This window comes from Shewanella sp. SACH (assembly GCF_001887095.2).
In the GTDB taxonomy this organism is placed as follows: Bacteria; Pseudomonadota; Gammaproteobacteria; order Enterobacterales; family Shewanellaceae; genus Shewanella; species Shewanella baltica.
In genome coordinates, this window is sequence record NZ_MPDG02000002.1 from 851,789 (window position 1) to 873,105 (window position 21,317).

The 21,317-nt window shown below is 45.5% G+C and carries 18 protein-coding genes; 14 read left to right on the top strand and 4 right to left on the bottom strand.

Annotated features, from left to right (window positions below; translation table 11 throughout):
- Nucleotides 1-142: 142 nt before the first annotated feature.
- Entirely contained in the window at nucleotides 143-2,353 is a 2,211-nt protein-coding gene (gene relA, locus BM607_RS11625; RefSeq protein ID WP_071938342.1) for a GTP diphosphokinase, read from the top strand.
- 448 nt (nucleotides 2,354-2,801) lie between these two features.
- Here relA and BM607_RS22000 read toward each other — a convergent pair whose 3' ends face one another.
- Together BM607_RS22000 and BM607_RS22005 are read right to left on the bottom strand one after the other, a co-directional pair.
- Entirely contained in the window at nucleotides 2,802-3,665 is an 864-nt protein-coding gene (locus BM607_RS22000; protein ID WP_212669160.1) for a HEPN domain-containing protein, read from the bottom strand.
- Between the two features lie 12 nt (nucleotides 3,666-3,677).
- Entirely contained in the window at nucleotides 3,678-4,178 is a 501-nt protein-coding gene (locus BM607_RS22005; RefSeq protein ID WP_212669161.1) for a hypothetical protein, read from the bottom strand.
- An 838-nt stretch (nucleotides 4,179-5,016) separates the two neighbouring features.
- Between BM607_RS22005 and BM607_RS11635 the strand changes: the two genes are divergently transcribed.
- Both BM607_RS11635 and BM607_RS11640 read left to right on the top strand, forming a co-directional pair.
- Complete coding sequence (locus BM607_RS11635; RefSeq protein WP_071938340.1) at nucleotides 5,017-5,991, top strand: DUF1852 domain-containing protein; 975 nt, start codon at nucleotides 5,017-5,019, stop codon at nucleotides 5,989-5,991.
- 55 nt (nucleotides 5,992-6,046) lie between these two features.
- Complete coding sequence (locus BM607_RS11640) at nucleotides 6,047-7,126, top strand: methionine synthase (RefSeq protein ID WP_012089815.1); 1,080 nt, start codon at nucleotides 6,047-6,049, stop codon at nucleotides 7,124-7,126.
- 219 nt (nucleotides 7,127-7,345) lie between these two features.
- Here BM607_RS11640 and BM607_RS11645 read toward each other — a convergent pair whose 3' ends face one another.
- Complete coding sequence (locus BM607_RS11645) at nucleotides 7,346-9,052, bottom strand: amidase (RefSeq protein WP_087486544.1); 1,707 nt, start codon at nucleotides 9,050-9,052, stop codon at nucleotides 7,346-7,348.
- A 73-nt stretch (nucleotides 9,053-9,125) separates the two neighbouring features.
- Nucleotides 9,126-10,238, bottom strand: a complete 1,113-nt coding sequence (gene aguA, locus BM607_RS11650) for an agmatine deiminase (RefSeq protein ID WP_071938339.1) — start codon at nucleotides 10,236-10,238, stop codon at nucleotides 9,126-9,128.
- A 546-nt stretch (nucleotides 10,239-10,784) separates the two neighbouring features.
- On the opposite strand from aguA, the gene mazG reads away from it, so the two are divergent.
- The 11 genes from mazG (at nucleotide 10,785) to rpoS (ending at nucleotide 21,277) form a co-directional block, all read left to right on the top strand.
- Complete coding sequence (gene mazG / locus BM607_RS11655; RefSeq protein WP_071938338.1) at nucleotides 10,785-11,681, top strand: nucleoside triphosphate pyrophosphohydrolase; 897 nt, start codon at nucleotides 10,785-10,787, stop codon at nucleotides 11,679-11,681.
- Between the two features lie 116 nt (nucleotides 11,682-11,797).
- Nucleotides 11,798-13,435, top strand: coding sequence for a CTP synthase (locus BM607_RS11660; protein WP_006082617.1), 1,638 nt, complete (start codon nucleotides 11,798-11,800; stop codon nucleotides 13,433-13,435).
- A gap of 230 nt (nucleotides 13,436-13,665) precedes the next feature.
- Nucleotides 13,666-14,961 carry a phosphopyruvate hydratase gene (eno, locus tag BM607_RS11665; RefSeq protein ID WP_006082616.1) on the top strand — a complete coding sequence of 432 codons (1,296 nt, stop codon included), beginning with the start codon at nucleotides 13,666-13,668 and terminating at the stop codon, nucleotides 14,959-14,961.
- Between the two features lie 99 nt (nucleotides 14,962-15,060).
- Nucleotides 15,061-15,360: a cell division protein FtsB gene (gene ftsB / locus BM607_RS11670; RefSeq protein WP_086010657.1), complete on the top strand. Its 300-nt coding sequence runs from the start codon at nucleotides 15,061-15,063 to the stop codon at nucleotides 15,358-15,360.
- A 12-nt stretch (nucleotides 15,361-15,372) separates the two neighbouring features.
- Complete coding sequence (gene ispD / locus BM607_RS11675) at nucleotides 15,373-16,164, top strand: 2-C-methyl-D-erythritol 4-phosphate cytidylyltransferase (protein ID WP_006086858.1); 792 nt, start codon at nucleotides 15,373-15,375, stop codon at nucleotides 16,162-16,164.
- A 37-nt stretch (nucleotides 16,165-16,201) separates the two neighbouring features.
- Nucleotides 16,202-16,687 (top strand): 2-C-methyl-D-erythritol 2,4-cyclodiphosphate synthase, encoded by a 486-nt coding sequence (gene ispF, locus BM607_RS11680; RefSeq protein WP_006086857.1) that lies wholly within the window; start codon nucleotides 16,202-16,204, stop codon nucleotides 16,685-16,687.
- Nucleotides 16,688-16,707: 20 nt separating this feature from the next.
- Complete coding sequence (locus BM607_RS11685) at nucleotides 16,708-17,841, top strand: tRNA pseudouridine(13) synthase TruD (protein ID WP_063882520.1); 1,134 nt, start codon at nucleotides 16,708-16,710, stop codon at nucleotides 17,839-17,841.
- Nucleotides 17,838-18,587, top strand: a complete 750-nt coding sequence (surE, locus tag BM607_RS11690; RefSeq protein WP_071938337.1) for a 5'/3'-nucleotidase SurE — start codon at nucleotides 17,838-17,840, stop codon at nucleotides 18,585-18,587. Before BM607_RS11685 ends, surE begins: the two co-directional genes overlap by 4 nt.
- Nucleotides 18,584-19,219, top strand: coding sequence for a protein-L-isoaspartate(D-aspartate) O-methyltransferase (locus tag BM607_RS11695; RefSeq protein WP_006082610.1), 636 nt, complete (start codon nucleotides 18,584-18,586; stop codon nucleotides 19,217-19,219). The genes surE and BM607_RS11695 overlap by 4 nt, the downstream gene beginning before the upstream one ends.
- 100 nt (nucleotides 19,220-19,319) lie before the next feature.
- Nucleotides 19,320-20,216 carry a peptidoglycan DD-metalloendopeptidase family protein gene (locus BM607_RS11700; protein WP_071938336.1) on the top strand — a complete coding sequence of 299 codons (897 nt, stop codon included), beginning with the start codon at nucleotides 19,320-19,322 and terminating at the stop codon, nucleotides 20,214-20,216.
- 80 nt (nucleotides 20,217-20,296) lie between these two features.
- Nucleotides 20,297-21,277: an RNA polymerase sigma factor RpoS gene (rpoS, locus tag BM607_RS11705; protein WP_006086853.1), complete on the top strand. Its 981-nt coding sequence runs from the start codon at nucleotides 20,297-20,299 to the stop codon at nucleotides 21,275-21,277.
- Nucleotides 21,278-21,317 lie beyond the last annotated feature (40 nt).

Below are 21,317 nucleotides of genomic sequence, written 5' to 3' on the forward strand. Positions count from 1 at the left end.
CAAAGTAAGCAAAGCGTTTGAATAACGTAAAAAATGTGATTATTACGTCGGTTGGGTTTGACAAGTTCGCGCCAATGCTGAAGATAGGAGAGCTGAAGTGGTGCCCACTTTCTCTCTGAGCACGGATAAGGAAATAAATTAGATGGTCTCTGTTCGCGAAGCGCACTTTAATGATCCCGATTTTCACTTAGAAGATTGGGTGGCTCGCTATGTCGGTCATGCCGATGAAGCGCAGATGCTGCTCTCCTTGATAGGGCAGATTGACGCCTTACCCGCCAAGAGTCCTGCGGCGAAGAGAGAACTGCTCGAACGTGCTCGAGAGATGATCGAAATCCTCGCACCGCTGAACATGGACATTGAAACCCTGCAAGCGGCGATTTTGTTTGTGGTGTTCGATGCTGGGTTACTGACCGAAGAGGCCATCAAAGAGAAATTTGGTGAGCCGCTGGCGCGTTTAGTGGCGAGCGTTGTGACCATGAATGCCATCGGCGCGTTGAAAATCAATCCCAACAGCCGCTCCACCGAGCCGCAAATCGACAACATCCGCCGCATGTTATTGGCGATGGTTGAAGATGTGCGTGCAGTGGTGATTAAACTGGCCGAGCGTGTGTGTTTGCTGCGGGCGGTGAAAAATGCCGACGAAGAAACTCGCGTGCTACTGGCCCGCGAAATTGCCGATATTTATGCGCCGCTGGCCAACCGTTTAGGCATAGGTCAACTAAAGTGGGAGCTGGAAGATATTTCTTTTCGCTACCTGCATCCAGATACCTATAAAGACATCGCTAAGCAGTTAGACGGCAAACGACTGGACCGTGAAGTCTTTATCGACAAGTTTGTCAGCCAGTTGCAACAAAGATTAGATGAAGACCAAATTCGCGCTAAGGTCTACGGCCGGCCAAAACATATCTACAGTATCTGGCGCAAGATGAAGGGCAAACACCTTAAATTTGATGAGTTGTTTGACGTGCGCGCCGTGCGTATCGTGACCGATCGTCTGCAGGATTGTTATGGCGCGTTAGGTGTGGTGCATACGCTTTGGCACCATATTCCGCGGGAATTTGACGACTATGTCGCCAACCCTAAACCTAACGGTTATCAATCGATTCATACCGTAGTTGTGGGGCCTGAGGGCAAAACCGTTGAAATTCAAATTCGTACCCAAGACATGCATGAAGATGCAGAGCTGGGTGTGGCCGCGCATTGGAAATACAAAGAAGGTAATAATCATTCCGGTAAGCAAAGCGGCTACGAAGAAAAAATTAACTGGCTACGTAAAATTCTGCAATGGCAGGAAGACGTGGTCGAAAGTGGCAACTTGGTCGAAGAAGTCCGCAGCCAAGTGTTTGAAGACAGAGTCTATGTGTTCACCCCAAGCGGTGAAGTCGTCGACTTGCCACTGGGCTCAACCGTGCTCGACTTTGCCTATTACATTCACTCCCAAGTGGGGCACAAATGTATTGGTGCTAAGGTCGATGGCCGTATTGTGCCGTTCACCTATCAGGTTGAAACGGGCGAGCGTATCGAGATCATCACCTCGAAACAGCCCAATCCCAAGCGCGACTGGCTTAACCCTAACTTAGGTTATATCCGTACCTCGCGGGCGCGTTCGAAAATTCAGCATTGGTTTAAGCAGCAGGACAGAGACAAGAATATTGTCGCCGGCAAAGAAATGCTTGAATCCGAATTGGCGCGGGTGAGCCTTAAAATTAAAGACGCGGCCATCGCGGTCGAGCGCTTTAATATGGCGAGCATGGATGATTTACTGGCGGCGATTGGCGGCGGTGATGTGCGTCTGCATCAAGTGGTTAACCATATTCAAAGCCGTCTGCGACTCGACGAAGTGTCAGAAGAAGATGCGGTCGAAGAATTAGTCAAGAAAGGCCAACATAAACCGACCTCCAGTGGCCGTGGTCAGGTTGAAGTCAACGGTGTGGGTAACTTGCTTAACCATATCGCCCGTTGTTGTCAGCCCGTTCCCGGTGATGAAATCTTAGGTTTTATCACTAAAGGTCGTGGTATTTCTGTGCATCGCGCTGATTGTGAACAAGTTAAAGAGTTAATGCGGGTTCACCCAGAGCGTGGTGTCGATGTGGTCTGGGGCGAAAATTACTCCGGCGGTTATCGAATGCGTTTGCGGGTATTAGCCCACGATCGCAGCGGTTTATTGCGTGACTTAACCTCAGTGTTGGCTGCCGAAAAATCCAATGTATTAGCCATGAGTTCGTCATCGGATACTAAAAACCAGACCGCCGCGATTGAGTTGGAACTAGAGCTTTATAACCTTGATGGTTTATCGCGAGTGTTATCTAAACTGACCCAGGTCGATAGCGTGATTGAGGCAAGACGACTTTAAGGCTTGTAACGCCTTTCGAAGCGAGCGATATCTAGAAACCATCTAGAAGCAAGAGATAAAGGATTGAGGCGGTAGGGAGGCTGTTCATCGTTCTGAGCAATGGTTTGCCATGGCATTTGCTCCCCGACGCGCAGCCAGTCCATCCGTGGATGCTCGACCGCCCCGTCCATGGGGCGGACGGTCGTCTCGCAAATCACCCTTGCTCACCTTTCACGTATCAGCGTAACCAGTAGGTTCAAAAATTAAGTTATGAGTATTTAGCTTAATTGTTCAATCTGATTTGGTTTGAGCGAAGTCATTCGATTGAGCATAAGAAACTTTGGGACAGAAGTGCGATAGATATATAGCTCAAACACGATACCCTCAGATGAGATAATGTCCTCGGTCCTGCTGTCCCGTCCTCTTGTGACTTATTCCTGCATTTGCTTAACTATCGACAGTTCTCATTTTAGATAATAGCATTTAGAGGAATGTCATCAATAAATTGGGGGAGTGACTTGCTAAATCCGGTTTTGTGGATACCAAAGAGGTGTAGATAAAAAATCGCTCTTAGCAGAGTTTCAGCGCAAAATTGTACCGGACAAAAACTTAACTTCTCATTAATCGAATTACCATGCACAATTCTTGAACGTGCATTGTAAAGCTCAGCAGCCATTTTAGCTTTGTCCTCACAAATACCTTTGTGAGTTATATTCAAATTTCTAACCCTAGTCTTGAATGTTTCAGTTGTAGTAGCTTCTTTAAAATTTACTATTGCTTCTAATGAACTCACCATTTTTTGTATCTGTAAATATGAATTTGAGTCGGTAGAGGCATCACCATACCATAGCAGTGAGCGCTCTAAGCGATCTACAACCCTTTGTTGCTTCATATCTGGGACTAACAGCAATTCAGGTATGTTGAACGCAATATTTATTAGGCTATTGGGTAAGTCCTTTTCGTCATTGAAGTGCTGCCAGAACTCCTTAGAGTCCTTTTGGAAGACAGGAAAATGAATACTCGTATCAGTGTGTAGTGCTTCAACATTAATACCTGATCTATGGAAATAAAAGTGATGAAAGGTTCTGTCATTAGCAGATAGTAGCGGTACTGCATTTGTGGAATATCTAGTTGCCAATAACTTTAGGACATTATAGGCCGTATCACGCGCTCTCTCTGCCAATTCTATAGAAAGGCTTCTACTGCAAGGCGTATCAACACTGACCTCAAGATAATAATTTGGTGCGAATGACCTAGAATATTTAAATTTAGATAATACATTTTCTTTTAATTTTTCTGGTATTAGCGGTATGAGACGAATGTTCTGACTCAAGTTGAGTGCATTCTACAAACTGAAAACAATTACTGGAAATTGATATACAAGTTTTGAAAAAGTTGCTTTAAATTGCTGGATTCTGCGGTTGAAAATTTTATCAAATATCTCGTAATTTGGCTTATAAAACACACCGTCATTATCAAAACTATCGGCAAAGCTATTGAGGTCAGCATTAAAATATTCGTAGATAATCCCCTCTAAAATACTTTTTAACTCGTAAGAGTGGCAATTTAGATTGTTCTGCTTTCTAACTTCTTCTGATAACTCTCTAATTTGAACTAATGATAGGTTGGAATGATGTAGTTGAAATACACAATGCTCATCTGCATGAAACCTATCATTCATTTCTTTAGCAAGGTCGGCGGGAGCGTTTATGCTTAAAAATAAACGGTCTATTCCAGTAAATTCTTGGAAATAGGCTTTATGATCTGTGTGCCAGAGCTTGTAACTTTTTACCATTTCCACAAGCAAGGAGTTCAGAGTTTTCTTACAACTATTGGATAGCTTCATCAGCCTGCTCATAATAAAATACACACTGTAATATGGATAAGATCCGGTATTATAAGCATAAAGTCAATTTGGAATGAATCGCCACTACTTCATGAGATACAGACTCTCATATTATGGTACTGAATGATTTTTAAGATCATGATTTTATTTGCATTAAAATATCAATGCCATTAGTGGAACTCAGCAATGATAAATAGCCCCCATTAGGTTTTAACACTTCGTTATTGAACAAAAGTGTTGGTGCTTATTGCTGTCGTCTAGCAATAAATTCTAGAAACGATGCTGAAACTATATAAAAATTCGTAACGGGTGAACTACTATTTGACCCTACTCATCAATAGAAATTTTATGGCAAATTCTGATGCCCCAAAAAATAACTGATTAATTGTACTAAGGAGGATGGGGCAAATATGTGTAACTGGCAATATTACGAACTGTCTCTAGGGGGAAACTAACTCGACAATATATTGCTTCCCCTGCTTTTCCCTATCCCGAGTTCTGGTTAATCAACAACGCCATGCTAATCGATCATGAATATGGCTCATGTTGTATGTGAAATAAAACCGTTTTTGTTCATGTGCCGAACCACGTATAAATGATTCCAAGCAAAATATTAGACAAGCTTGAAGTTGCACCCTAGCTAAGCCATCAGGGCTAAAGTCATCGGCACTTAAGTTAAAAGTAAGTCGCCCCTAAACGACTGTGAGACAACTGAGTAAGAACCTCAGGACAGAAACTCAGACAGAACACGAATAATGTCTATCATAGTCGGGTCAGAAGCTAGAAGAGCAGGGCATAAACTCAGGTTTTAAATCAGACAATGGGATACTGGATCACTATGAATAAGCATTTTACATTTACGATTAACAGCATTTGTCTTGATGAAAATTATCATCCCTCAGACAAGACGCGTATCACGACCAACTTTGCTAATTTGGCCAGAGGCAGCCATCGCCAAGCGAACTTACGCAACGCGTTAAAGATGATTGATAACAGTTTTAATGCCTTAGCGCATTGGGATAACCCTAAAGGCGATCGTTATACTGTCGAACTTGAAATTATCTCCGTTAATTTGGATATTGACGGCAGCGGTCAAACCTTCCCATCAATTGAAGTTTTGAAAACCAATATTGTTGATCATAAAACCAATAAACGTATTGAAGGTATTGTCGGCAATAACTTTTCATCTTACGTACGCGATTATGACTTTAGCGTATTACTGGCAGAGCATAATAAGGGCCAAGCCAAATTTAGTATTCCAGATGATTTTGGTGGTCTACATGGCAAGCTATTTCAGTCTTTTGTTAATTCTGATGCTTATAAACAGAATTTTAATAAGCCACCGGTTATCTGTCTCAGTGTTTCGGATAATAAAACCTACCATAGAATTGAGAATCAGCATCCCGTATTAGGGGTTGAATATCAGCCAAATGAATCGTCTTTAACAGAGCAATATTTCAAAAAAATGGGCTTACAGGTGCGCTATTTTATGCCGCCCAATAGTGTGGCGCCGTTAGCTTTTTATTTCTTTGGTGATTTACTCAATGATTACACCCATCTTGAGTTGATAAGCACCATCAGCACTATGGGAACTTTTCAAAAAATCTATCGCCCTGAGATTTATAACGCCAATGCTGTTGCAGGTAAATGCTATCAACCCAATTTGAAAAATCTGGATCATTCACTGACTCAAATTGTTTATGATCGAGCAGAACGTAGCCAATTGGCGAATGAGCAAGGCAAATTTGCCGCTGAGTACTTTATCAAACCCTACCAAAAGTTTTTTGAACAATGGTCTGCTAATTTCGTTTAGTCGCTCTGCACTTAATCGTCACGCTCAATAATTAACCCAATACGGCATCAATATCATGACAACACTACTTAATAAAACACCGCTTAACAAAACATTGCTTAACCAAACCCTGTTACCGACTTCAACGGCAGGTAGTTTGCCTAAACCTGTGTGGCTGGCAGAGCCTCAAACACTTTGGTCTCCTTGGAAATTACAAGGTGAGGAATTAATTGCAGGTAAACACGATGCACTGCGTTTGTCATTACAGGATCAACTACACGCAGGGATTGATATTGTCAGTGATGGCGAGCAAACGCGGCAGCATTTTGTCACTACCTTTATTGAGCACCTCAACGGCGTTGATTTTTCAAAACGTAAAACCGTGAAAATTCGCGATCGTTATGATGCGAGTGTACCCACGGTTGTCGGCCCAGTGAGTCGCCAAAAGTCCGTGTTTGTTGAAGATGCCAAATTTTTACGCAAGCAAACTACGCAACCAATTAAATGGGCGCTGCCTGGCCCAATGACCATGATAGATACGCTTTATGATGACCATTATAAAAGTCGCGAAAAGCTTGCGTGGGAATTTGCCAAAATTCTAAATGAGGAAGCCAAAGAATTAGAAGCGGCGGGTGTTGATATTATCCAATTTGATGAGCCTGCCTTTAATGTGTTTTTTGATGAGGTAAACGAGTGGGGGATTGCCTGTTTAGAGCGAGCCATTGAAGGGCTTAAATGCGAAACGGCGGTGCATATTTGTTATGGTTATGGCATCAAAGCCAATACTGATTGGAAAAAAACCTTAGGGTCAGAGTGGCGACAATATGAGGAAGCATTTCCTAAACTGCAAAAGTCTAATATCGATATCATCTCGCTAGAATGTCACAACTCCCATGTGCCAATGGAGCTACTTGAGCTCATTCGCGGTAAAAAAGTCATGGTCGGCGCGATTGATGTCGCCACCGACACGATTGAAACCGCAGAGGAAGTGGCTGACACCCTACGAAAAGCCCTTAAATTTGTCGATGCCGACAAGCTCTATCCTTGTACCAACTGCGGCATGACGCCTTTATCCCATCAAGTCGCAAGAGGTAAACTCAATGCTTTGAGTGCAGGCGCAGAGATCGTCAGAAAAGAACTCTTGGCATTAAGATAAGACGCGATAAGTGCTGCTGTCTTTTTTACCGCAGCATGTTTTATAGCAGCATGAGTCCAGTTTTGTTGGAAGGGTATCTACATTGGTGTTAAAAAAACGGGATTGGCAAATTGATGCCAATCCCGTTTTCATTTCTAAGCTCATGCATTTAGTGCTTACATTTAGTGCTTACATTTAATGCTTACAGTTAGTGCTTAGGTTTATGTATTGTCTTGGCGCTTATTCACCAAGCTTTGGCGTGCGTGGCGGGATCATGCGCCTTTCACCTGTCGACTCAAATGCACCTGCAAATTTAAGCAGGTTATTATCGTCATAGGCACGGCCCGCGAAGGTCAAACCCACTGGCATGCCAATATCGGCCATCACGCCCATAGGTACAGTCACAGTCGGTACCCCTAAGTGACGAATCGCAAGGTTTCCGTTTGCTACCCAAACCCCGTTACTCCAAGCGATATCGGCTGAAGCCGGATTCACATGGGCATCGGCAGGGCCTACATCGGCCACGGTTGGGAACAGCACGGCATCAAGCTTAAGTCCGTCCATCCAGTCTTCGAGATCTAGCTTACGGGTCTTCTCTAAGCCACGTAGACCATCGGGAATACTGTCGATCTGGTCATAGGATTTAAGACCACGCTTAGCCATGTTGACGTACTCTTCCATGCCTGCCGCTAAGTCACCTTCACGGTTTGGCAAGGTGCCTAAGTCGTGGGGGAAAATCAAATGCCCAACAACATCAGCAAGTTTGTTGAGTTTAGGGTCATTGTTAGCACGCAGGAATTCATCGAACGCCCAACCTGAGAGTTCCCATAATTCATCATGGAGGAACTGAGGCGTGACTATGCCACGGTTAAACACGGTCGGCGCGCCTGGGCGGTCACCTTCGCAATTTGATACCAACGGGAAATCGACTTCAATCACTTCGGCGCCAGCGGCTTCTAAGGCTTTACGAGCCGCTTCCCATAGATCGATAACCGATTGGCGGGTATGAATACGTTGACCCGTTGGCCCCCCGATACCTGGGTTTTCGCTGGTTCCCGCCAATTCATCCTTATTGATGTACATGCACGGCACACCAAAACGCTTACCTTTAAGCGTGTCGGCTTGAGCGGCAAGCTCCAGATAAGATGCTGGACGGACACTCGATGCTTTAGGGATTTGTACCCAAGATTGCAGACGCCAGAGGTCGCCACGGGTAATTGGGTCATCGGCCACAATGACATCCAACACTTCAAGCATATCGGCCATAGTGCGGGTATAAGGCACGACGACATCCATGGTCGGCGTTAACGGCCAGTTACCGCGCACCGAAATCACGCCCCGTGACGGAGTGTAAGCACACAAACCGTTATTGGACGCAGGACCTCGACCGCTTGACCAAGTTTCTTCAGCAAGACCAAAAGCAGAGTAACTTGCCGCTGTGCCCGTGCCTGCCCCATTGGAAGAGCCCGAAGCGAATGGTGCAGTAAGATACTCAGCATTGTATGGGCTTTCAGCGCGGCCATAGTGACCACGCTGCATACCGCCATTGGCCATAGGTGGCATATTGGTTTTGCCAAGGCAAATGGCACCCGCGGCGCGTAGGCGCTCAACGGCAAAGGCATCATATTGCGCCACTAAATCCTTAAAGGCTGGACTGCCAGACGCCGCCGTCAGTCCCTTCACCAAATAGCTGTCTTTGGCGGTATACGTAATTCCCTCAAGTGGGCTTAAGGTTTCACCACGCGCTCGGCGAGCGTCTGATGCCTCAGCTTCTTTGAGCGCATCGGGATTGCGGACCACTAGCGCATTCAGCTTGGTCTTCGTAGCTGGGCCGTCATACGCCTCAACCCGTGCGAGATAAGACTTCACCAGCTCAACTGCTGTGGTGCGGCCGGATTCGAGTGCAGCACGCAGCTCGGCAATAGAAACTTCAGTGACTTCAAACATTTGACTGCCTCCAGCTGAAAGCCAATTGTGGTGCAATAACAGTGACATCAAGCGTCATGCTGTTCTCCTTAGATTACTTTCCAGAGGGGATCTGTTGGGTAATACAATGGATATTACCGCCACCTAATAAAATCTCACGGGCAGGCACACCGACAATCTCATGCTCAGGGAAGATTTCCTGCAGTTTTTGTGCGGCGATATCGTCGGTTGCAGGATCAAGCTGCGGGAACACGATACGATTATTGGTGATTAAAAAGTTCACATAAGAACCCGCTAAGCGCTCACCTGCCGTGCGTGGCACGCCAGTGCCTTCGGTCACACCTTTGGATTCTTCTTCGGTGCAATACAGCGGACCCGGTTGTGGCAATAGATGGATTTTTAACTTACGGCCTTGTGCATCCACGGTATTTTGCAGCACACCTAGCGCAGCTTTTGAGCGCGGATACTGGGGATCGGTTTCATTATCAGTCCAGTGCAAAATCACTTCGCCTGGGCGAGCAAAACAGCACATGTTGTCGATATGACCATCGGTCTCATCCATATACACGCCATCTTGTAACCAGATAAACTGCTTAACATTCAAATAGTCACGCAGTAAGTCTTCAATCTGTTCTTTCGTCAGGTCTGGGTTGCGGTTGGCGTTGAGTAAACATTCGGCACTCGTCATACAGGTGCCTTCACCGTCAACATGGATAGAACCCCCTTCGAGGATCAGCGGCGCGCTGTAACGGGCAAAACCATGCTGCGCAAGCATTTGCTGTGCAACTTGTTCGTCTTTATCCCATGGGAAGTACAAACCACCGTTATGGCCGCCCCAAGCGTTAAAGCCCCAGTCAACGCCACGGCATTCGCCATTATCATTCACAACTACGGTTGGCCCAGTGTCACGCGCCCAGCAATCGTTACTGTCCATTTCAACCAAAGTGACGTGGGATGGCATTACCGTTTTGGCTTCCGCTAAAAAGGCTTTAGGTACACCCATATAGACGGGCGTCGCTCCACCAATGGCATCGGCCACTTTAGCAAAAGTCGCTTGAGCATAAGCCCCAGCAGAGCGCCAGTTGTCAGGACGATGTGGCCAAATCATCCACACCGCTTGCTGCGCTGCCCATTCGGCGGGCATGTGGAAACCATCTTGAGATGGCTTAGTCGTTAACGGCGTGGCATCCACATTCGCGTTTGTCATGAATTTTGTCTCCAGTAATGCTCAAATCTATAAGGGAGTACGCCCCATTTTGGGCGACAGAATAGAAATACACCTAACATAATCAAATAAATCGAATGACCGTATTCATCACGCTGCGCTCATCACGAGCATTTATTACATGCATTCATAACATGTATAGTTAGGCCGAAATTGTTAGGTCTTCACCCAGTGAGTTTTAGCTTCATTGAAATATTGCTGCGTATCTTATCATTTAAGATGGCTTGCGCTAAATACTTGTATGCAGGACATAGATGAGAATTTGTTGGGGCGTTAAGTCGTCAGTTTATTGCTCTTTGGGGGAATTTCACCACTACAATGGCGCGAATGCACTTTTAGTTAAAATAAGACCTGTTAAATAAGAACCCTAAGATCTGATTTCAGCATCAAAATAGCGCTTTTATGTTACCTCGCTTATCATCATCGCTTTATTATAGCCTTTCGCTAATCAGCGTTGCTGAGGCGTATTCTTTTTGTTCTTCCTCAGTATTTAGCCTGTTTTAGCATTTATCTTTAAAGGAGGTAAGCATGACTTCCCACACTGCGCCATTAACTTCATTTTCAATTACGGGGCTTTCTATAACGGGCCTTTCTGCTACAGATGTTGAGCCGCTGCTTAACATTATGGAAAAACTGCGCGACCCGCAAACAGGTTGCCCGTGGGACAAAGCGCAAACGTTTCAAACCATAGTGCCTTTTACCTTAGAGGAAGCCTATGAGGTTGCTGATACCATAGAGCGCTTAGCCTGGGATGAGTTACCCGATGAACTCGGGGACTTATTATTTCAAATCGTATTCTATTGTCAGCTCGGTAAAGAGCAGGGGCTGTTTGATTTTTCCACTGTGATTGAGAAAATTAGCGACAAGTTGACGCGCCGTCATCCCCATGTGTTTGGCGAGCAAAATCCGCAAATAGGTGATAGCGCCCAAGCGATGAAAGCCAATTGGGAGGCGATTAAAGCGACTGAACGCGAACAAAAGGCGCAGCAAGTGGCGGGTGAAATCCAAGCTGACACTGTGGTTTCTGCGTTAGACAATATTCCGCGTACCCAACCTGCGCTGTCGCGCTCAATCAAAATTCAGCAAAGGGTGGCGCGAGTCGGTTTCGATTGGGCCGAACTTGAACCCGTGGTCGCTAAAATCCACGAAGAAATCGATGAAGTCTTACATGAAGTGAATCAACCCGAGCAAGACCAAGCGAAAGTGCAGTCCGAAATGGGCGACTTATTATTTGCTGTGGTGAATCTAGCCCGTCATCTTAAGGTCGATCCAGAGCAAGCGTTGCGTCAAGCCAACCTTAAATTTGAACGCCGTTTTCGCGGCGTAGAACAGTTGGCGAGTGAGAGCGGTAAAAGCATGCAAGAGCACACATTAATGGAGCTTGATGCCTATTGGGACCAAGTAAAAGCGACAGAGACGAGATAAACGGCAAATTATCCCGATTGGTGTTTGTCGAATCGCGCCGCCTTTGGTATACTACTGCCCCGTCCTAGTGCTTTCTTACAAGCACGTATTTTCAAACTCATTTTCTCAGGTTCAGCATGACTACAAGGTATATCTTCGTTACTGGTGGCGTTGTTTCATCACTAGGTAAAGGCATTGCAGCAGCATCATTAGCTGCAATTTTAGAGGCCCGCGGTCTCAATGTAACCATCATGAAACTGGACCCTTACATTAACGTTGATCCGGGTACCATGAGCCCAACCCAACATGGCGAAGTATTTGTTACTGAAGACGGTGCAGAAACAGATCTCGACTTGGGTCACTACGAGCGTTTCATCCGTACTAAGATGAATCGTCGTAACAACTTCACTACCGGTCGTATTTACGAAGAAGTATTACGTAAAGAACGTCGTGGCGATTATTTGGGCGCAACCATTCAGGTTATCCCACACATCACTAATGCGATTAAAGAAAAAGTATTAGCAGGTGGCGAAGGCCATGATGTGGCTATCGTCGAAATCGGCGGTACTGTGGGTGATATCGAATCCTTGCCGTTCCTAGAGTCTATCCGTCAGCTCGGTGTTGAGCTGGGTCGTGATCGTACTCTGTTCATGCATTTAACCTTAGTGCCTTTCTTAGGTGCTGCTGGCGAAGTGAAAACTAAGCCAACTCAACACTCAGTGAAAGAGCTGCGTTCTATCGGTATTGCACCAGATGTGCTGGTTTGCCGTGGTGATCGTGCGATTCCTGCTAATGAAAAAGCCAAAATTTCGTTGTTCTGTAACGTCGAAGAGCGTGCGGTTATTTCATTAAAAGATGTTGATAGTATTTATAAAATCCCAGCTTTGTTACGTTCACAAGGTTTGGATGACTTAGTGGTTAAGCGTTTCGGTTTAGAATGCCGTGAAGCGGATCTGTCTGAGTGGGAAAATGTGATTTATCAAGAAGCTAATCCAAACGGCGAAGTCGTTATTGGTATGGTGGGTAAATACATTGAACTGCCAGATGCCTATAAGTCAGTTAACGAAGCATTAAAACACGCAGGCCTTAAAAACCGCGTATCTGTGACCATCAAGTACATTGATTCACAAACCGTAGAAGCCAAAGGCGAAGAAGTCTTACAGGGCTTAGACGGCATCTTAGTACCAGGCGGTTTTGGCGAGCGTGGTGTTGAAGGTAAGATACTGGCGGCAAAATTTGCCCGTGAAAACAATCTACCGTATTTCGGTATTTGTTTAGGTATGCAAGTTGCCCTGATTGAATTTGCGCGTAATGTTGCAGGCATGGCTGATGCACATTCAACTGAATTCAATAAAGAAACACCATTCCCAGTCGTGGGTTTGATCACTGAATGGATTGACGAAGAAGGTAATGTCGAGCAGCGCCATGAGGCGTCTGACTTAGGTGGCACTATGCGTTTAGGCGCTCAATTGTGTCATTTACTCGATGGTTCAAAAGCGGCTCAAGCCTACAAAGGCAATAGCTGTGTAGAACGTCACCGTCACCGTTATGAAGTGAACAACAAATACAGAGAACGTTTAGAACAAGCTGGCATGATCTTCAGCGGTTTGTCTTCTGATCGTAAGCTGGTGGAAATGATCGAATTAAAAGATCACCCATGGTTTGTTGCAGGTCAATTCCATCCTGAGTTCACCTCAACTCCGCGCGATGGTCACCCATTGTTCGAAGGGTTTATTGCTGCGGCAAGTGCGCATCAAAAACGTGATCTGAAGTAAGAATATTTGAGGCCGGACCCGCGACAGTGGGGCCGGCCTTTTGCTACACTCGTCGCTACTTGAAACATAAGAACTTAATACCTCTGGGTATAAACAGCATGCGTATTAGTTGCATCTGTATGGACGCAAACCGTAAATGGAATTTTGTTATTTTCTGCGGTATGTGACTTCCATTTATTCCCATAGGTATTGGTTTTTTCTTTTATCTTTAAACTTAAATCGAGGGTGTTATGGCTAAGATTATTAACGTGATTGGTCGCGAGATTATGGATTCTCGTGGTAACCCAACTGTTGAAGCCGAAGTGCATTTAGAAGGTGGTTTTGTGGGTATGGCTGCGGCGCCTTCTGGCGCATCTACCGGTAGCCGCGAAGCGTTAGAATTACGTGATGGCGATAAAAGCCGTTATTTAGGCAAAGGCGTATTAACGGCTGTTGCCAACGTAAACGATTTAATCCGCACTGCGTTATTAGGCAAAGATGCCACTGCACAAGCTGAGCTTGATCAAATCATGATCGACTTAGATGGCACAGAAAACAAAGACAAGTTAGGCGCAAACGCGATTCTGGCTGTGTCTTTAGCGGCTGCCAAAGCGGCTGCAGCATTTAAAGGTATTCCTTTATACGCGCACATCGCTGAATTGAACGGCACACCAGGCCAATATTCTATGCCTGTGCCTATGATGAACATCTTAAACGGTGGCGAGCACGCGGATAACAACGTTGATATCCAAGAATTCATGGTGCAACCCGTTGGTGCGAAAACTTTCCGTGAAGCACTGCGCATGGGCGCTGAAATCTTCCATACGCTGAAAAAAGTATTGCACGACAAAGGTCTAAGCACTTCTGTGGGTGACGAAGGTGGTTTTGCACCTAACTTAGCGTCAAACGCTGATGCGTTAGCCATTATCAAAGAAGCGGTTGAACTGGCTGGCTACAAGTTAGGTACGGATGTGACCTTAGCGCTAGATTGTGCCGCATCTGAATTCTACAAAGACGGCAAATACGATTTAGCGGGCGAAGGCAAAGTATTCGACTCGAACGGTTTCTCTGATTTCTTAAAATCATTGGCTGACCAATATCCAATCGTGTCTATCGAAGACGGCTTAGACGAATCAGATTGGGATGGTTGGGCTTACCAAACTCAAATCATGGGCGACAAGATCCAATTAGTGGGCGACGATTTATTCGTAACTAACACTAAAATCTTAACCCGTGGTATCGAAAACGGTATTGCTAACTCAATCCTTATCAAGTTTAACCAAATCGGTTCATTGACTGAGACTTTAGCGGCCATTCGCATGGCGAAAGAAGCGGGTTACACAGCAGTTATTTCACACCGTAGTGGTGAAACTGAAGATTCAACTATTGCTGACTTAGCCGTAGGTACTGCAGCAGGCCAAATCAAAACCGGTTCACTGTGTCGTTCTGACCGTGTTGCTAAGTACAACCAATTGCTGCGCATCGAAGAGCAATTAGGTGAAAAAGCCCCATACCGTGGTTTGAAAGAGATCAAAGGTCAGGCGTAATTTAAACTTTGATGTAAAAAGGCCACCACTTGGTGGCCTTTTTTGTTGTACTATCTGCTGTATATTTTTTTAATCCAAGATACTGACGCTAATTCCTCCATGAAATTTTTTGTCATTGCACTCATAGTGCTACTCGGTTTACTGCAATTTCGTCTTTGGTCGGGAGATAATAGTCTTCCTGAATATTTCGTCCTGCAAAAACAAATTGCCGCGCAGCAAGAAGGTAACGCCAAACTCAATGAGCGTAACCAAGTGCTGAAGGAAGAAATCATCGATTTGAAAAGTGGTACCGAAGCCATAGAAGAACGTGCGCGTAACGAACTTGGCATGGTCAAAGAAGGTGAAACCTTCTATCGCGTCGTGGGTGGTGATCGCTCAGTATCGAGTCCATCCCAGTAATATGGAGTTAGGATGTCAGAGCTAGGACATTTAGATCTTGGATTAAGCGAGCAATCCAATCCAGGCAGTCAATCTGAGCCGGTAATGCAAACTGAATTGCAGCGCCAAGCTGAGCCTATCACTCAAGCTGTGGTGGCTATCGTTCCCGCTGCGGGCATTGGTAGTCGCATGGGCGCCGACAGACCAAAACAATATCTTGAAGTGTGCGGCCAGAGTATTCTCGGCCATACTCTAGATAAGCTGTTGTCTCACCCGCACATTTCCCACGTCATCGTTGCCTTACATCCGAATGATAATATCTTCAATACCCTGCCACAGGCCGTGCATCCCAAATTGACCACAGTATTAGGTGGCGGTGAGCGCGCAGATTCTGTGTTGGCGGCGCTGCAAATTGCGCCTGAGCACAGTTGGGCCTTAGTGCATGATGCGGCAAGACCTTGTTTAACCGCGACGGATATCGATAAGTTACTCGCATCCAGAGTGCAATTTCCCCAAGGCGCGATTTTGGCCATGCCAGTACGCGATACCATGAAGCGCGCCAATAAACAGGGCGAAATCAGCGCTACTGTGTGCCGCGATAATTTATGGCATGCACTGACGCCGCAGTTATTTCAGGCAGCGCAGCTAAAAGATTACCTCAATGCCGCTCTGGCGGCAGGTGCTGTGGTGACAGATGAGGCTTCGGCGATGGAGTGGGCGGGCATTTCACCCGGACTCGTTTCGGGCCGTGCTGACAATATAAAAGTGACGCATCCCGATGATTTGGGATTGGCCGAATTGTTTTTAATGCGTGCCGCAAAATAGTCATAATCCAAGTAAAATAATACGTTAGGAATATTAAATGAAAATCCGTATCGGCCATGGTTTCGATGTGCATAAATTTGGTGCTGCACGACCCCTCATTCTTTGCGGCGTCGAAGTGCCGTATGAAACTGGCCTAGTCGCACATTCAGATGGTGATGTGGTGCTGCATGCGATTTCCGATGCGATCCTCGGCGCACTGGCGCTGGGTGACATAGGTAAACATTTCCCCGACACAGATGCCGCCTATAAAGGTGCTGATAGCCGCGTATTGCTGCGTCATTGCTATGCTTTAGCGAGGGCGAAAGGCTTTGTGCTGGGTAATCTTGACGTCACTATCATAGCGCAAGCCCCTAAAATGGCGCCGCACATTGAGGCAATGCGCCAGATATTGGCCGCCGATTTAACCTCGGAACTTGACGACATTAACGTCAAAGCGACCACGACAGAACATCTAGGATTTACCGGGCGTAAAGAAGGTATTGCGGTAGAAGCCGTGGTATTGATGACCCGTAAACACGATTAACTTAAGAGTAAAAAAGTCCCATGAGCGAATTACATTATCTGTATGGCAAGCCTTTAGGTACAGCAGATTTAAGAACCCAAAATAGCGATTTTATCGTGAAAGAGATTTTACCTTTTAGCCCAACGGGTGAAGGTGAACATCACATGCTGCATGTACGCAAAGAAGGGCTAAATACAGTACAAGTCGCTGAAATGATCGCTAAGTTCGCTAAGGTGCATCCAAAGGAAGTGACCTACGCTGGGCAAAAAGATAAAAATGCCATCACAGAACAATGGTTCGGTGTGCGTATTCCGGGTAAAGAAACGCCGCTTTGGAAAGATCTCAATAGCGAGCGTTTGACTATATTGTCGAGCAGCCGTCACAGCAAAAAACTGCGAATTGGTGCTTTAGTCGGTAACCGTTTTATTCTTACCCTGAGAAATGTCACCCAAGTTGAAGACATTATCAGCCGTATCGAAAAGGTCGCTCAAGTGGGCGTACCCAATTACTTTGGTGAGCAACGCTTTGGTCACGATGGTAAAAACTTAGTTTTTGGTCGCCAAATGATGGCGGGTAAAAAAGTCAAAGATAGAAATAAGCGCAGCATGTATCTGTCTGCGGTGCGCTCAAATCTGTTTAACACTGTGGTGTCGTACCGTTTAGCCAACCATGGCACTAAGCCGCTAGCGGGTGATTGTGTGATGTTGGCGGGCAGCAAAAGCTTCTTCGTTACGCCTGAATGGGATCTCATCGTATTGAAACGTCTGATTGAAAAAGACATTCAACTATCAGCACCATTATGGGGCCGCGGCATGATGCTGCCTCAAGGTGAAGCTGCTGCGGTGGAAACCTTGGCCATGAGTGAGTTGGCTGACGATTGCTATGGCCTTGAACATGCGGGATTAGAGCAAGAGCGTCGTCCGTTACTGCTTGAGCCCCAAGCCCTTAAATACGAACAAACTGCCGATGGTCTTGTGCTGGAGTTTGTGTTGCCTGCGGGCAGTTTTGCCACATCCTTGTTGAGAGAGTTAGTCAATTATCAAGATGTTAAAGAGCAGCAATGGCAAGCGACACTGGTGCAAGAGCCTGCACCCGAGGCAACGAATGCTAACGTTGCGGCTGATACAATTGAAACTAAGACTGAAGCTGCGCCTAACACTGAAGCAGAGTCATGATCCGCATCTTAGTGAGCAACGATGATGGGGTTAATGCTCAGGGGATCAAAGCCTTAACTGAGGCCTTGACCGAAATTGCGACTGTGCTGACAGTGGGGCCAGATCGTAATTGTTCTGGTGCGAGCAATTCATTAACCTTGACTAATCCATTAAGAATTAATAGGTTAGATAACGGTTACATTTCTGTTCACGGTACACCGACCGATTGTGTGCATTTGGCTATCCGAGAATTATACGATGGCGAACCCGATATGGTGGTGTCTGGCATCAATGCGGGCGCGAACATGGGCGATGATACCTTGTATTCGGGGACTGTTGCCGCCGCGATGGAAGGGCGCTTTTTAGGTTTTCCTGCTGTCGCAATTTCGCTCAATGGCCGCAAATTCGAACATTATCAATCGGCAGCGGTTTATGCTCGGCGGATAGTTCAAGGCTTGTTGGCCCAGCCTTTGGCAAAGGATCAGATTTTAAATGTGAATGTGCCAGACTTGCCGCTTGATCAAATTAAAGGCATTAAAGTGACTCGCCTTGGTGCTCGTCATAAGGCTGAAGGCATAGTACGAACGCAAGATCCCGCTGGACGTGAGATCTTCTGGCTCGGCCCACCAGGACAAGAGCAGGACGCCACTGAGGGCACTGATTTTCATGCTATCGCCAATGGCTATGTGTCAATTACGCCTTTGACGGTTGATTTAACTGCCTACGGACAACTAACGGCATTGCAAAATTGGGTAGATAAAATATGACTCGAGTTGCCTTAACATCGGCGGTGAACTTAGCTAAAAAGCTTCATGATGCGGGGATCCGCAATCAAGCCGTGTTAAAGGCGATATCGCATACGCCGCGGGAAATGTTTCTCGATAATGCGCTAGCCCATAAAGCCTATGAAAATACCGCTTTACCGATTGGCCAAGGGCAAACCATCTCGCAGCCTTATATCGTCGCCCGTATGACCGAACTCTTACTGCATAAGATGCCCCAGCGCGTATTAGAAGTGGGTACAGGATCGGGTTATCAGGCGGCAATTTTGGCGCAATTAGTGCCGCAGCTTTGTACTATCGAGCGAATAAAAGGCTTACAAATTCAAGCGAGACAGCGCTTAAAACGATTAGATTTACATAATGTGTCGTTTAAATATGGTGATGGCTGGTTAGGTTGGGCGAATCGTAGCCCGTTCGATGCCATTATGGTGACCGCTGCCGCTTCGACTATACCTGAGGCCTTACTGTCTCAATTAGCCGAGGGCGGAGTGTTAGTTCTGCCAGTCGGCGAAGATACCCAGCAATTGATGCGAATCACTCGTACTGCGGACCGCTTCAGTTCGGAAACAATTGAAACGGTTAAATTTGTCCCTTTGATTAATGGAGAGTTAGCTTAACCTTGTGTTGTGCTACTGTCTCCACTGAACAGCTTGTCTTGCAACGAGGGCATTGTTTTCTCATCATAAACAGTAATACAGCCTCACCAAGGAGTTTTTATTGTTGAATGCGGGTTTAGTCTTAAACCTCTGCTTTATATTTCTGCTTGCAGGCTGTAGCTTTCAGGCCAGCCGACCCGCGCCCGTCGAAAATATTTCCCATAGCTACTCTAAAAACAACAAAGGCCACATTAAATCGAATTCATATAAAGTTAAGAAAGGCGACACGCTTTACTCTATTTCTTGGGGAGCAGGAAAGGATTTTTCTGAAATAGCTAAACTTAATCAATTAGATAACCCTTATACAATTTACCCCGGACAGATTTTATATTTAACGAATGCTAAGTCGAGTAGTCAGTCAAAATCTACAACTTTAGATGGAAGGAAAACGAGCTCATCGGGTAATATTTCTAGTAAAAATGATAAAAAACAAACAGATAATCAAAGTTCTCAAACCGACGCTAAGTCAAGTAATGATCTGAAAAAAACACTTGATCAGAAAGCTAAGCCCGCGTACCTTGTAACAAGTTCCCAACAAAATGTTAACTCGATCATGGTTCCACCGACTTCGACACTACCAACCAGTGTGAGTCAGTGGGAGTGGCCAGTAAGAGGGAAGTTAATCGGGACTTACTCTGCCAATGAGCAGGGAAATAAAGGCATTAAGATCGCGGGGAATCGGGGAGATATCATCAAAGCTGCTGCAGATGGGCGGGTGGTATACGCAGGAAGTGCTCTTAGGGGTTACGGTAATTTAGTGATTATTAAACATAGTGACGATTACCTTAGTGCTTATGCTCATACGGACAAGATCTTAGTCAAAGAAAAGCAACATGTCCTCGCAGGGCAGACAGTTGCAAAAATGGGTAGTACAGGTGCCAATCGGGTAATGTTACATTTTGAAATTCGTTACCATGGACAGTCTGTAAACCCACTTACTTATTTACCCAAACAATGATTGCTTGGGGCCTTGTTGGCAAATGGAGGATAGGAAATTGCACTAATTCAGCAGTTTAATCAGGTTTGGGAGATTTAATCATGAGCCGCATAAAAAGCACTGCCGCAGAAGCACTAGTAGATTTATCCGTAGACACCGTTGACTTCGACCTTGAAAAAGAAGAAGTTGCATCCGATTTAGTTCAAGAGCTAGGAATAGAACAACAGGTTCAAGATGACCTGCAAAAAAATCTTGATGCCACTCAACTTTACCTAGGTGAGATTGGTTTTTCCCCACTGCTTAGCGCAGAAGAAGAAGTTTACTTTTCCCGTAAAGCCTTAAAAGGCTGTGCAAAATCCCGCAATCGCATGATCGAAAGTAATTTACGTCTGGTCGTAAAAATTGCCCGTCGTTACAACAATCGCGGCTTAGCACTGCTTGATCTTATCGAAGAAGGCAACTTAGGCTTAATTCGTGCCGTTGAAAAGTTTGACCCAGAAAGAGGTTTCCGTTTTTCAACCTACGCGACTTGGTGGATCAGACAGACCATTGAGCGCGCCATTATGAATCAAACTCGTACTATTCGATTGCCTATTCATGTTGTTAAAGAACTCAATGTTTACTTGCGCACCGCTCGCGAGTTAGCACAAAAACTTGATCACGAACCTACGGCCGAAGAAATTGCCGAAAAACTACAAGTGTCGAGTGCTGATGTCAGCCGTATGCTTAAGCTGAATGAGAAAATCACCTCTGTCGATACGCCTTTGGGGGGCGATAATGACAAGGCGCTGTTGGATATTTTAGCCGATGACGATAACGTTGGCCCTGACTACAAAGTGCAAGATGAAGATATTTCTAATTCAGTGGTCAAATGGCTAAATGAGTTAAACACTAAACAAAGAGAAGTGTTAGCCCGCCGTTTTGGTCTGTTAGGTTATGAACCTTCTACACTCGAAGATGTGGGTGCTGAAATTGGTTTGACTCGTGAACGTGTACGTCAAATCCAAGTAGAAGCATTGAAACGTTTACGCGACTTATTAGGATCTCAAGGTTTATCTGTTGAAGCATTGTTTAGAAACTAATTATTTCGAAACTAATAAATGAGAAACTAAGATCAGTTGT

What these genes read in the sequence shown, in the direction of transcription:
- relA (WP_071938342.1), top strand. Translation starts at nt 143, where the DNA reads ATGGTCTCTGTTCGCGAAGCGCACTTTAATGATCCCGATTTTCACTTA.
- BM607_RS22005 (WP_212669161.1), bottom strand. Translation starts at nt 4,178, where the DNA reads ATGAAGCTATCCAATAGTTGTAAGAAAACTCTGAACTCCTTGCTTGTG.
- BM607_RS11635 (WP_071938340.1), top strand. Translation starts at nt 5,017, where the DNA reads ATGAATAAGCATTTTACATTTACGATTAACAGCATTTGTCTTGATGAA.
- BM607_RS11640 (WP_012089815.1), top strand. Translation starts at nt 6,047, where the DNA reads ATGACAACACTACTTAATAAAACACCGCTTAACAAAACATTGCTTAAC.
- BM607_RS11645 (WP_087486544.1), bottom strand. Translation starts at nt 9,052, where the DNA reads ATGTTTGAAGTCACTGAAGTTTCTATTGCCGAGCTGCGTGCTGCACTC.
- aguA (WP_071938339.1), bottom strand. Translation starts at nt 10,238, where the DNA reads ATGACAAACGCGAATGTGGATGCCACGCCGTTAACGACTAAGCCATCT.
- mazG (WP_071938338.1), top strand. Translation starts at nt 10,785, where the DNA reads ATGACTTCCCACACTGCGCCATTAACTTCATTTTCAATTACGGGGCTT.
- BM607_RS11660 (WP_006082617.1), top strand. Translation starts at nt 11,798, where the DNA reads ATGACTACAAGGTATATCTTCGTTACTGGTGGCGTTGTTTCATCACTA.
- eno (WP_006082616.1), top strand. Translation starts at nt 13,666, where the DNA reads ATGGCTAAGATTATTAACGTGATTGGTCGCGAGATTATGGATTCTCGT.
- ftsB (WP_086010657.1), top strand. Translation starts at nt 15,061, where the DNA reads ATGAAATTTTTTGTCATTGCACTCATAGTGCTACTCGGTTTACTGCAA.
- ispD (WP_006086858.1), top strand. Translation starts at nt 15,373, where the DNA reads ATGTCAGAGCTAGGACATTTAGATCTTGGATTAAGCGAGCAATCCAAT.
- ispF (WP_006086857.1), top strand. Translation starts at nt 16,202, where the DNA reads ATGAAAATCCGTATCGGCCATGGTTTCGATGTGCATAAATTTGGTGCT.
- BM607_RS11685 (WP_063882520.1), top strand. Translation starts at nt 16,708, where the DNA reads ATGAGCGAATTACATTATCTGTATGGCAAGCCTTTAGGTACAGCAGAT.
- surE (WP_071938337.1), top strand. Translation starts at nt 17,838, where the DNA reads ATGATCCGCATCTTAGTGAGCAACGATGATGGGGTTAATGCTCAGGGG.
- BM607_RS11695 (WP_006082610.1), top strand. Translation starts at nt 18,584, where the DNA reads ATGACTCGAGTTGCCTTAACATCGGCGGTGAACTTAGCTAAAAAGCTT.
- rpoS (WP_006086853.1), top strand. Translation starts at nt 20,297, where the DNA reads ATGAGCCGCATAAAAAGCACTGCCGCAGAAGCACTAGTAGATTTATCC.